10 protein-coding genes are annotated in these 11,698 nt (G+C 73.1%); 8 read left to right on the forward strand and 2 right to left on the reverse strand.

Going from position 1 to position 11,698, the window contains the following annotated elements; all coding sequences use genetic code 11:
- Positions 1–125 precede the first annotated feature (125 nt).
- The 7 genes from OHB09_RS17750 to OHB09_RS17780 all read left to right on the forward strand — a co-directional run bounded on the left by OHB09_RS17750 (position 126) and on the right by OHB09_RS17780 (position 8,287).
- On the forward strand, positions 126–1,283 hold the full coding sequence (locus tag OHB09_RS17750) for an alpha/beta hydrolase (RefSeq protein ID WP_328923031.1): 1,158 nt from the start codon (positions 126–128) through the stop codon (positions 1,281–1,283).
- Between the two features lie 79 nt (positions 1,284–1,362).
- Complete coding sequence (locus tag OHB09_RS17755) at positions 1,363–2,592, forward strand: acyltransferase family protein (protein ID WP_328923032.1); 1,230 nt, start codon at positions 1,363–1,365, stop codon at positions 2,590–2,592.
- Positions 2,593–2,602: 10 nt separating this feature from the next.
- The gene (locus OHB09_RS17760; RefSeq protein ID WP_191852571.1) at positions 2,603–4,102 is read left to right on the forward strand and encodes a sensor histidine kinase; all 1,500 of its coding nucleotides are present in this window, start codon (positions 2,603–2,605) and stop codon (positions 4,100–4,102) included.
- Positions 4,099–4,773 (forward strand): response regulator, encoded by a 675-nt coding sequence (locus tag OHB09_RS17765; RefSeq protein ID WP_006141950.1) that lies wholly within the window; start codon positions 4,099–4,101, stop codon positions 4,771–4,773. The genes OHB09_RS17760 and OHB09_RS17765 overlap by 4 nt, the downstream gene beginning before the upstream one ends.
- A 140-nt stretch (positions 4,774–4,913) precedes the next feature.
- Positions 4,914–6,278, forward strand: coding sequence for a sensor histidine kinase (locus tag OHB09_RS17770; protein WP_328922237.1), 1,365 nt, complete (start codon positions 4,914–4,916; stop codon positions 6,276–6,278).
- Positions 6,275–6,967: a response regulator gene (locus tag OHB09_RS17775; RefSeq protein WP_191890404.1), complete on the forward strand. Its 693-nt coding sequence runs from the start codon at positions 6,275–6,277 to the stop codon at positions 6,965–6,967. The genes OHB09_RS17770 and OHB09_RS17775 overlap by 4 nt, the downstream gene beginning before the upstream one ends.
- A gap of 96 nt (positions 6,968–7,063) precedes the next feature.
- Complete coding sequence (locus OHB09_RS17780) at positions 7,064–8,287, forward strand: cytochrome P450 (RefSeq protein WP_328922238.1); 1,224 nt, start codon at positions 7,064–7,066, stop codon at positions 8,285–8,287.
- 58 nt (positions 8,288–8,345) lie between these two features.
- On the opposite strand, the gene OHB09_RS17785 is transcribed toward OHB09_RS17780, so the two are convergent.
- A complete protein-coding gene (locus tag OHB09_RS17785; RefSeq protein ID WP_167794003.1) occupies positions 8,346–9,290 on the reverse strand; it encodes a diacylglycerol kinase family protein in 945 nt (314 codons plus the stop codon).
- A 188-nt stretch (positions 9,291–9,478) separates the two neighbouring features.
- Between OHB09_RS17785 and OHB09_RS17790 the strand changes: the two genes are divergently transcribed.
- Entirely contained in the window at positions 9,479–10,765 is a 1,287-nt protein-coding gene (locus tag OHB09_RS17790; protein WP_006141956.1) for an adenylosuccinate synthase, read from the forward strand.
- Between the two features lie 125 nt (positions 10,766–10,890).
- Here the strand turns inward: OHB09_RS17790 and OHB09_RS17795 are convergent, their stop codons facing one another.
- Positions 10,891–11,541, reverse strand: coding sequence for a hypothetical protein (locus OHB09_RS17795; RefSeq protein WP_093596878.1), 651 nt, complete (start codon positions 11,539–11,541; stop codon positions 10,891–10,893).
- Between the last annotated feature and the right edge of the window lie 157 nt (positions 11,542–11,698).

The following is an 11,698-nucleotide window of genomic DNA, read 5'->3' on the forward strand; positions in this document are numbered from 1 at the left end:
GCTACGACCGAACTGAGCTCCCCAGCGGGACGCCGACGACGTGTCACGCTCCGTAGCGTCCCTCCCATGACCGCTCGTCACGAAAAGGCGAGGGGGCGCAGAGGGAGGGGAACGGCGTGCGTGGCATGAGCGGCATGAGCGGCATGAGCGGCGTGCGTGGCATGAGCGGCGTGAGCGGCGTGAGTGGCACGAGCGGCATCAGTACGGACCTTCGGGTGGATGCCATCGGCCGGGAGACGGGCAGTCTCCGTTCCGAGCCGGCCGCGCGTCACCGCACCGCCCCTTCCGACCCGATACCGGGTCCCCGCACCCCTTCCCCCCACCGGGGCCCGCGCCGCCCACGGCGGCGGCTGTCGCGCGCGGCCCTCACCGCGCTGCTCACCGGTGCCCTCGTGGTGCCCCTCTCCGCCGCGGCCCGCCCGGGCATCCCCGCGCCGCCGCCCGCCGCGCTCCCCCCGCTCACGGCGGGGACCACGGCCGCCGTCTACGCGGCCAACCGGGCCAACGCCGCCACCGCGGCCCGCATGGCCGAGGCGCACGGCGACCACCGGCGCGCCGCGTACGACCGTGCGATGGCGTCCCCGTCCCGGCACCTGCTCGCCTTCGACGGCCGGGGCTCCGGCCGTGCCGTGGAGGTGTTCGGCGACCTGACGCGGGCCGAGCGCGTCGCGGTCCTGGTCCCCGGCTCCGACACCACGCTGGACGCCTACGACCGCTTCCGGGCGACCGCGCTCGCCCTGCGCGACCGCCTTCCCCGGTCCCGTACGGCGGTGGTCGCCTGGCTCGGCTACGCCGCCCCGAGAACGCTCAGCACCGCCGTCCTCACCCCCACCCGCGCCGGCGAAGGCGCCACGGAGCTGGAGCGGTTCGTACGCGGGCTGCACACCCTGCCGATCGGCCGCGACCCCGAGGTGTCGCTCCTCTGCCACTCCTACGGCACGGTCGTGTGCGCCCGCGCCGCCGGACGGGTGGACGCCGAGAACCTCGTGCTGGTCGGCAGCCCCGGCACCGGCGCGGACTCTGTCACCGACCTGGGCACCCGGGCCCGGGTGTGGGCGGCCCGCGGGGCCGAGGACTGGATCGCCCACGTCCCCCACACGCGGGTCTCCCTCTTCGGCGCGACTGTCGGTCTCGGCGCGGACCCGGTCTCCCCGGGTTTCGGTGCCCGGGTCTTCGCGGCGGGGGACGGCGGGCACAGCGACTATTTCCGCCCCGGATCCACGTCCCTGGCCAACCTCGCGCACATCGTCCTCGGCGAGACCGCGGAGGTGAGCCGTGGCTGACGCCCCCTTCCCTCCGCCGTTCACCCGGCTCACCCGGCTCACCCGGCTCACCCGGCTCACCCGGCTCACCCGGCTCACGCTGCTCACGACCGTCGCGGGCCGTCTCCGCGCCATCGCCACACGGGTCGAGACGGCCACACCGCCCGAGCGGGACCGGGCGGTGGACGCCCTGCGGGCCTTCGCGATACTCGGCGTGGTGCTGGGGCACTGGCTGGTGACGGCACTCGTCGCCGAGGGCGGCACACTGCACACGGCGAGCCCGCTGGGCCCCATGCCCTGGCTGGCCCCGGTCTCCTGGGCGTTCCAGACGCTCGCGGTGTTCTTCCTGGTCGGCGGGCACGTGGCGACGCGCAGCCATGCCTCGGCCGCCGCCGGGGGCATACCGTACGGGCGCTGGCTGGGCGCCCGGCTGGGGCGGCTGTTCCGCCCGGTGGCAACGCTGCTCGCGTTGTGGACGGCCGTCACGGTCGCGCTGCTCCTGACCGGTGCCGACCTCGACACGGTGCGCACGCTGGTGAAGCTGGCGCTGTCCCCGCTGTGGTTCCTGCTGGTGTTCGCCGCGCTGACCGCAGCGACCCCGCTGCTGGCCCGGCTGAACCCGCTGTGGCCGCTCGCCGTAGTCCTCCATGTGGACCTGTTGCGCTTCGGCCTGGACGGGCCCTCCTGGCTCGGCTGGCTGAACCTGCCGGCGGGCTGGCTGGTGCCCTACACGCTCGGCGCGGCCTGGACCCGGGGTGAACTGGCGGGCCGGCGCGCGGCCGTGGTCCTGCTGACGGGGGGTACGGTGGCGACGGCGGCGCTGGTGCTGTGGGCCGGGTACCCGGCGTCGATGGTCGGGGTGCCGGGCGCGGCGGTGTCCAATCTCGATCCGCCCACGCTGGCGGCGGTCACCTTCGGCCTGGCGCAGTGCGGTCTGGCCCTGCTCCTGCGGGACCGGCTGCGTGTGCTGATGCGGCGGCCCCTGGCCTGGGCGGGGGTGGCGCTGGTGAACCTGTCGGCGATGACGATATTCCTCTGGCACCAGACGTCGTTGATGGCGACCACCGCCCTCGGCCTGCTCGCGGGCCGGCTCCCGGGACTGCACACCCGACCCGAGGGACTCGACTGGGTGGCCTTCCGGCTGGCCTGGCTGCCGGTCTTCGGCTGCGTACTGGCGGTCTGCTGGACGGCGTTCCGGCACCGGGAGCAGGAGCCGCACCGTTCACACCCACGAGGCCGGTACCGCGGCCGGTTTCGCGGCCGGGGCTCGCGCGTGGTGCTCGTGCACCGCGGCGGGCACGCGACCACGGGAGCATCCGATCATGCCTAGAGTGAGCCGGATGGGCGAGAGGCAGCAGGCCGACGGAACGGGCGTTGCGGACGGGCCGGACGGGCCGGCGGGGACGGGCGGCCGCACGACCGTCGAGTGGGCCCTGGGGACGGCCCGCCGGTGGGGGCGCATGCTGCGCGCGGATCTCGGCACGTTCGCCTCCGACCCGCTGCCGCCGATGTCCCGCCTGCGCTTCCTGCGCCGGCTCCCGCACGGCGTGGTGATCGTGCTGGGCACCTATCTGACCTTCGGCTCCGTGTTCCTGCTGACCATCGACTACCGGCTCACCCTGGGGCTCGGCACCTCGCTCGGCATCCTGCAGAGCCTCGCGCTGGTGATGGCACTGTGGCGGCCCCTGCCCGCCTGGTGGTTGTCGCTCGCGGTCGGGTTCGTCACCGCGGAGGCCGTCCGCTCGGCGCCGGACTCGATTCTGCTGCCCGGCTCGCAGCACCAGATGCCGTGGCCGTGGACCCAGGCCTCGCTGGCCGCGCACGCGCTCGTCCTGCTGCTGCTCGCGCTGCGGGTACCCGGCCGGATCTCCGCCGAGGCGCTGGTGCTGACCGCGCTGGTGACCTACGCCGTCGAGGGGCTGCAGGGTGCGTCGGTCTACTCGCCGACGGGTCTGCTGGCAGTGGTGGTGTTCGCCACGGTCACCCTCCTCGGCACCGCGCTGCGGGGCCGCCGGGTCGCCCGGACACAACTCGTCGAGCAGGCCACGCTCACCGCCGAGGAGCGGGCGCGGCGCACGGTGCTGGAGGAGCGCAGCCGCATAGCCCGGGAACTGCACGACGTGGTCGCCCACCACATGTCGGTGATCTCCATACAGGCGCAGGTCGTCCCGCACCTGGTGGAGAACCCCTCGGCCGAGCTCAGGGAGAACGTGGAGGGCATCCGCGGCAACGCCCTGGAGGCCCTGACCGAACTGCGCCGCGTCCTCGGGGTGCTGCGCTCGGAGCAGCCGGGCACCGCCTACGGTCTCGGCAGTGCCGACGGGACGGCGCCCGACGCCCCGCAGCCCACCCTCGACGACGTGGACGCGCTGGTGGACAACGTCCGGGCGGCGGGCCTGGAGGTGAGCACGGGGGTGACCGGGCGGCGCAGGCCGCTGCCACCGGGTGTGGAGCTGTCGGCGTACCGGATCGTCCAGGAAGGGCTCAGCAACGCGCTGCGGCACGCGCCGGGTTCCCGGGTCACCGTCGAACTCGAGCACAGTCCCGAGGGCGTGCGGGTCCGCGTCGTCAACTCGCGTCCCACTCGCACCGCTCCTCCCTCGCCGGGTGCCGGGCACGGACTGCTGGGAATGCGGGAGCGGACCACGATGCTGGGTGGCACCCTGATCGCGACCGTGACACCGCCGGGTGGTTTCCTCGTGGAGGCATTCCTGCCCGGCCCGGCCGACGGAGCGGAGCGGGACGGCAGGCCGGGGGCGGCGGAGGAGAGCACGGACGGCGCCGGGGGGAAGACCACGGGCAGGGGGGCCGGCAGGGCCACCGGGAGAGGGAGCAGATGACGAGCAGCACGATCCGGGTCATGATCGCCGACGATCAGGTCATGGTGCGCCAGGGCTTCACGGTGCTGCTCAACGCCCAGCCCGACATCGAGGTCGTCGGCCAGGCGGTGGACGGTCTGGACGCGGTGGAGAAGGCCGCCGAACTCGCCCCGGACGTCGTCCTGATGGACATCCGCATGCCCCGGCTCGGCGGCATCGACGCCACCGAGCGCGTCATCCGCTCCGCGCCCGACACCAAGGTGCTGGTGCTCACCACCTTCGACCTCGACGAGTACGTGTACGACGCGCTGCGCGCCGGCGCCTCCGGGTTCCTCCTCAAGGACGCCTCCGCCGAGCAACTGGCGGAGGCGGTAAGGGTGGTGGCGGCGGGCGACGGACTGCTGGCGCCGGGCGTCACGCGGCGGCTCATCACCGAGTTCACCCGCATGCGGTCGGGGCCCCGCAGTCCGCTGAAGGAGCGCGTGGGCACGCTGACCGAGCGGGAGACGGAGGTCCTCGCGCTGATCGCGCAGGGGCTGTCCAACGCGGAGATCGCCGAGCGGCTCTGCGTGGCCGAGCAGACGGTGAAGACCCACGTGGGCCGCATCCTGGTGAAGCTCGGCCTGCGCGACCGCACGCAGGCGGCGGTCTACGCCTTCGAGTCGGGGGTCGTCCGCCCCTCCGGCTACTGAAGCCCCCTCCGCCGGCGTTCCCCGCCTCCACCAACTCTGTTCCCTCTGACCGCTCCACCCCGTAGTACTTGAGGGGGAGGCCGGGGAACCCCTCCCGGTGGTGACGACGGTGACCCCGCCCTCCGCCTACCGTCTCTTACGTGACCGAGACGACCCAGACGCAAGTGATCCCACCAGTGCGCGGGACCGCACTGCGGACCCCGGAACTCCGCATGGCCGCGGACGCGCTGCACGGACTGGCGGACGTGCTGCACGGACTGTGGGAGGACCTCTTCTGCAATGCTTTCGCCTACCGCCCGCTGCCGCGGCTGCGTGCCGACGGCCCGCTGATCGGCCGGCTGACCGGCAGAGCCCGGCAGTACGCGACCTGGATCCCGCACGCCCTGGTGCTGGCGGCCAGCGTGCTGGCGGTACTCGCCACCGGGAAGACCCAGGACGAGGACTCGTCCTTCCTGCTGTCCGCCGCCCTGGTGGCGGTACCGGTGCTGCTGCTCCTGGTGCGGCCCGTGGGCGCCTTCTGGGCCTCCATGCTGGCGACGCCGCTCACCGCGACGATGACCGACATCTGGAACGACTGGCCCTGGGCCACCGGCTCCTTCATCTGCCATCTGACGGTGCTCACGGTCGTGGCGATACGCACCGATCCCCGCACGGTGCGGTGGATGTGGCTGCTGACCGCGGTCTACGGCCTGACGACCGAGCTGTTCTTCGGCGCGGACCACTACGCCGACAACGCCGCCCCGATGCTGGCCACCTCGGCGGTCCTCCTCCTCGTGGTCACCGTCTGGCACATACGCCGGAACGCGGAGTGGCGGGTCACCGCCGAGCAGACGCAGACCGCGCAGGAACGCTCCCGGCGCACCCTCCTGGAGGAGCGCACCACCATCGCCCGCGAGCTGCACGACGTGGTCGCCCACCACATGTCGGTGGTCGCCATCCAGGCGGAGGCCGCGCCGTACCGGGTCGAGAACCCGCCGCCCGAGCTGGAGAAGGCCTTCCTCACCATCCGGGAGAACGCGGTCGCGGCGCTGACCGAGCTGCGGCGCGTCCTCGGCGTCGTCCGCGCGGAGGACTACGAGGTCCCGGACGCCCCGCAGCCCACCCTGGCCGACCTGGACGCCCTGCTCGCCAATGTGCGGGGGGCGGGGCTGCCGGTGGAGAAGGTGGTCACGGGCGCGGTGCGGGAGCTGCCGCAGGGGGTGGAGCTGTCGGCGTACCGGATCGTGCAGGAGGCGCTGAGCAACAGCCTGCGGCACGCGCCGGGAGCGGCCGCCCGCGTCGAGATCGGTTACGTCCTCGGAGGGCTCGGGCTGCGCGTGGTCAACGATCCGCCGCCGCAGCTCTCCCTGGTCAAGCCCTCACCCGGCGCGGGGCACGGCATCACGGGGATGCGGGAGCGGGTCGGCATGCTCGGCGGTGAGATGACGGCCGGTCCCTCCGAGGACGGAGGGTACGAGGTGGTGGTGTTCCTGCCGGTCGCCCTGTACTCCGAGGACGAGGCGTGACGGAGGGGGCGGCGGGCGGCCGGCCCGCGATCCGGATCGTCGTCGCGGACGACCAGATGATGGTGCGCGAGGGGTTCTCGGTCCTGCTGAACGCGATGCCGGACATGGAGGTCGTCGGCGAGGCGGTCAACGGGAGGGAGGCGGTGGCACGGGTCCGGGAGCTGAAACCGGACGTGGTCCTGATGGACATCCGCATGCCGGAGCTGAACGGCATCGAGGCGACCAGGGAGATCGTCGCGGCCGACGGGCGGACGAAGGTGCTGGTGCTGACCACCTTCGACCTGGACGAGTACGTGTACCAGGCGCTGCGGGCGGGAGCGTCGGGCTTCCTGCTCAAGGACGCCTCGGCGCGGCAGCTCGCCGAGGGGGTGCGGGTGGTGGCCTCGGGGGAGGCGCTGCTCGCACCCTCGGTGACCCGGCGGCTGATCACCGAGTTCTCACGGCTGGCCGAGGCCCCGAGACTGCCGGCGGCGGCCCCGGGCGCGTACGGGGAGCTGACCGAACGGGAGACGGAGGTGCTGATCCTGATCGCGCAGGGGCTGTCCAACGCGGAGATCGCCGGGCGGCTGGTGGTCGCGGAGTCGACGATCAAGACGCATGTGAGCCGCGTCCTGGTGAAGCTGGGGCTGCGCGACCGCACGCAGGCGGCGGTCTTCGCCTACGAGGCCCGTCTCGTCACCCCGGGCTGAGGAGGGGACGCCCGCCCGGGGCGCGGAGGAGGGGGCCGGGTCCCGGCCCGCTTCGGCCCCTGGTCGGCAGGGGGTGCGCTCGGTTAGCGTCCCCGCATGGCTGCCGTTGTGTCCGACCTGGCGTTCGACCCCTGGGACCCGGGGTTCGTGTCCGACCCCTACCCCGCCTTCGCCGAGCTGCGCGCCCGGGGCCGGGTGCTGTACTACGAGCCGAGCGACCAGTGGCTGGTGCCGCACCACGCGGACGTCTCGGCGCTGCTGCGGGACCGCCGCCTCGGCCGGAGCTACCGGCACCGCTTCTCGCACGAGGAGTTCGGCCGCACCCCGCCCCCGCCGGAGCACGAGCCGTTCCACACGCTCAACGACCACGGCATGCTCGACCTGGAGCCGCCGGACCACACCCGGATCCGGCGCCTGGTGTCGAAGGCGTTCACCCCGCGCACGGTGGAGCGGCTGCGACCGTACGTGCACGGGCTGGCGGACGAGCTGGTGTCGCGACTGGTGGCGGAGGGCGGCGGCGATCTGCTGACGGACCTGGCCGAACCGCTGCCGGTCGCCGTGATCGCCGAGATGCTCGGCATCCCGGAGTCCGACCGTGCCCCGCTGCGGCACTGGTCGGCCGACATCTGCGGCATGTACGAGCTGAACCCGTCCGAGGAGACGGCTCGGCGGGCGGTGCGGGCCTCGGTGGAGTTCTCCGACTACCTGCGCGAGCTGATCGCGGCCCGCCGCGCGCACCCCGGCGAGGACCTGATCTCCGGCCTGATCGCGGCCCACGACGAGGGCGACCGCCTCACCGAGCAGGAGATGATCTCCACCGCCGTCCTGCTGCTCAACGCCGGCCACGAGGCGACGGTCAACGCCACCACCAACGGCTGGTGGGCCCTGTTCCGCCATCCCGACCGGCTCGCGGCCCTGCGCGCGGACCACTCCCTGGTCCCCTCCGCCGTGGAGGAGCTGCTGCGCTACGACACCCCGCTCCAGCTCTTCGAACGCTGGGTGCTCGACGACATCGAGATCGACGGCACGGTGATCCCCAGGGGTGCGGAACTCGCCCTGCTGTTCGGCTCGGCGAACCACGATCCCGAGGTGTTCGAGGCGCCGGAGACCCTGGACCTCACCCGCGGCGACAACCCGCACATCTCCTTCAGCGCCGGCATCCACTACTGCATCGGCGCCCCGCTGGCCCGCATGGAACTGGCGGCCTCCATGACCGCCCTCCTCGACCGCGCCCCCACCCTGCGCCTCGCCGCGGAACCCGAGCGCCGGCCGAACTTCGTGATGCGGGGGCTGGAGGGCCTGAGCGTGGAGGTCGGCTGACGCTCCCTCCCGCGCTGACGCGCGGGCCGGCCCCGCCGCCGTACCCGGTTCCCGCCCGTCAGCGCGGGAGCGTCAGCCCCCACGCCCCCTCCCGCGCCTCCCAGGTCCGGGTGCGTACCGGGCCGGTCGGCACCGTGTCCGCCCGGTAGTGGAAGTCGGGGCCGGACACCGTGACCCGGCGGCCCGTGGCCCGCAGGGGTTCCACCGCCGCGCCGAGCGGCACCGGCCGCAGCTCCACGGTGACGAGGCCCCCCGCCGCGCCGGGGGTCACCGACACCGACTCCAGCGGCTGGTCCAGATCCACCACCGTCTCGCCGTCGACCTCCACCCGCAGCCGCTGCGGCCCCTCGCCGCCGGACCGGGGCGGCCTGGTCGCGAACGCGCGCACCAGGGAGCGGCAGGTCCGCAACCAGGGCCGGGGGCGTCCGCCCGCCCTCTCCTCCCCAGGTCCCCGACCGTCCCCCGGGCCGCCGTCGTCCGCCCAGAAGCCCCCGGCTCCGTCCCCGGCTCCCGCCCCGGCCCCGGAGGGCGGACGCACGCCGCCCAGGACCACACCGCCCAGGACCACACCGTCGCTGTCGTCCACCAGCAGGTCGAGCCGCCGTTCGCGTCCGTCGAGCACCGCCCGCGCCGCCGCCACCGCGCCCCCGGGCACCCCCAGGGACCGGGCCAGTGCGACCGGCCCGCCCACCGGCACCACCGACAGCGTGCATCCGGCCAGCTCACGGCGCCGGTGCAGCAGGGCCACCGTCCGCAGCAGCGCCCGGTCGTCACCCACCACCACCGGTCGGCGCGGGCCGCGCCGCAGCAGCGCCCGCGCGAACTCCTCCGGTCCCTCCGGCAGGCACACCTTGGTGGCCGCACCCGCGCTGAGCACGTCCTTCGCGATCCGTACGGACTCCCCGTCGGTGCGCCGGGCGGCCGCGTCCACGACCACCAGGAGCTGTTCGGACGTCGCGGAAGGGGACGCGGAAGTCATCGCGGTAGTCGCCACCTCGGCCATGCCTCGCTTCCTCGGGTAGCATCTTTGTGCAAGAGCCCCTTGCGCTATTGCGCCAGGGGCTTCGTCTATACCGGGGCATCCGGGTCCGACGGTGCGCGGCCGACGAAGGTCGCCAGGGTGCGTGGCACAGGGTGGTGCCCGTACGCCCCCGACCTTGGACATGCCCCGCCCGGAAGGGGTGTACGCGCGTGCCCGCACTTGTGCTGCTCGGTGCTCAGTGGGGTGACGAGGGCAAGGGAAAGGCGACCGACCTGCTCGGTGGCTCCGTGGACTACGTAGTGCGTTACCAGGGCGGCAACAACGCCGGCCACACGGTCGTCGTGGGCGACCAGAAGTACGCACTCCACCTCCTCCCCTCCGGAATCCTCACCCCGGAGTGCACTCCGGTCATCGGCAACGGTGTCGTCGTCGACCCGTCGGTCCTGTTCTCCGAGCTGAACGGGCTGAACGAGCGAGGCGTCGACACGTCCAAGCTCCTGATCAGCGGAAACGCTCACATCATCACGCCGTACAACGTGACCGTCGACAAGGTCACCGAGCGGTTCCTCGGCAAGCGCAAGATCGGCACCACCGGGCGCGGCATCGGCCCGACCTACGCCGACAAGATCAACCGCGTGGGCATCCGGGTGCAGGACCTGTACGACGAGTCGATCCTCACCCAGAAGGTCGAGGCGGCGCTCGACGCCAAGAACCAGATGCTCACCAAGCTCTACAACCGCCGCGCGATCGCCGTGGACCAGGTCGTCACCGAGCTGCTGACCCACGCGGACCGCCTCAAGCCGTACGTCGCCGACACCACCCTGGTGCTGAACGACGCGCTCGACGAGGGCAAGGTCGTCCTGTTCGAGGGTGGCCAGGGCACGCTGCTGGACATCGACCACGGCACCTACCCCTTCGTGACCTCGTCCAACCCGACGGCCGGTGGCGCCTGCACCGGTGCCGGTGTCGGCCCGACGAAGATCAGCCGGGTCATCGGCATCCTCAAGGCGTACACCACCCGCGTCGGCGCCGGGCCCTTCCCGACCGAGCTGTTCGACGAGGACGGCGAGGCGCTGCGCCGCATCGGCGGCGAGCGGGGCGTCACCACCGGCCGCGACCGCCGCTGCGGCTGGTTCGACGCGGTCATCGCCCGCTACGCGACCCGCGTCAACGGCCTGACCGACTTCTTCCTCACCAAGCTCGACGTCCTCACCGGCTGGGAGCGGATCCCGGTCTGCGTGGCCTACGAGATCGACGGCAGGCGTGTCGAGGAGCTGCCCTACTCGCAGTCCGACTTCCACCACGCGAAGCCCGTCTACGAGACGCTCCCCGGCTGGTCCGAGGACATCACCAAGGCCAAGTCCTTCTCCGACCTGCCGAAGAACGCGCAGGCGTACGTGAAGGCGCTGGAGGAGATGTCCGGCGCCCCGATCTCCGCGATCGGCGTCGGCCCGGGCCGCGACGAGACGATCCAGGTCAACTCGTTCCTCGACTGATCCGGCCGCGGCGAGGACAGTCATGACGGCGACGGCCGGTGCGGGATGTCCGCACCGGCCGTCGCCGTTGTCGTCTTCGTCGTCTTCGTCGTCCTCGTCGTCCTCGTCGTTCTGACGTTCCGTCCTCAGCTGAAGACGATCATCGACCCCTGTGCGAGGCTCCGCGTCGCCGCCGCGTGCAGGCCGAGCCAGACGTGGCGTTCGCGGGCGAAGGGGCTCGGGTCGTAGGGGGGCGCGGGGGCCGGTTCCTCGAGGTCGGTGGGGCCCGCCGGGGGCGTGGGGGCGGCCGGGGGGTTCGCGGGATCGAGGCCGATCGCCGGTGCCACCGCCTCCAGTTCGCGCAGCAGGGTGTGCGAGGAGCCCAGCGGCCCGCCCCCGGCGAGGAGTTCCTCGTTGGACAGCGGGACGGGGAAGTCCACGGGGACGTACGCGCCCGCGTGGTCGTAGTGCCAGACGAGGTGCGAGCGCTGGGCGTTCGTCTCGAACATCTCCAGCAACTGCTCGTAGTCGCCGCCCAGTTCGTCCACCGGGGTCACCGCGAGTCCGCACACCTGCAGCAGGTAGGCCCGGCGCAGGAAGTGCAGGGCGTCGTAGTCGAAGCCCGCGACCGGGGCGACGTCCCCGGACAGTCCCGGCATGTACTGGTACACCGGCACCGGACCCATTCCGGCCTCGGCGAGCGCCTTGTCGTAGAGCGCGAGTTCCTCGGCGAAGGGGTTGTCCGGCGTGTGGCACAGCACGTCGACGAGCGGGACCAGCCAGAGGTCACAGGCCAACAGGGAGCTCCTCGTGATCGCAGGGGACAAGATGATCGCAGGGACGGAGTGATCGCGGGGGACAGGGTGAGCGCGGGTGACAGGGGACGGAACGATCGCTCGGGGACGGTGTGTTCGAAGGCGGGACGGGCCTTCGGGAAGCCTAACGAAGGGCGTG

It is taken from the genome of Streptomyces griseoaurantiacus (assembly GCF_036189845.1).
Lineage (GTDB): Bacteria > Actinomycetota > Actinomycetes > Streptomycetales > Streptomycetaceae > Streptomyces > Streptomyces griseoaurantiacus.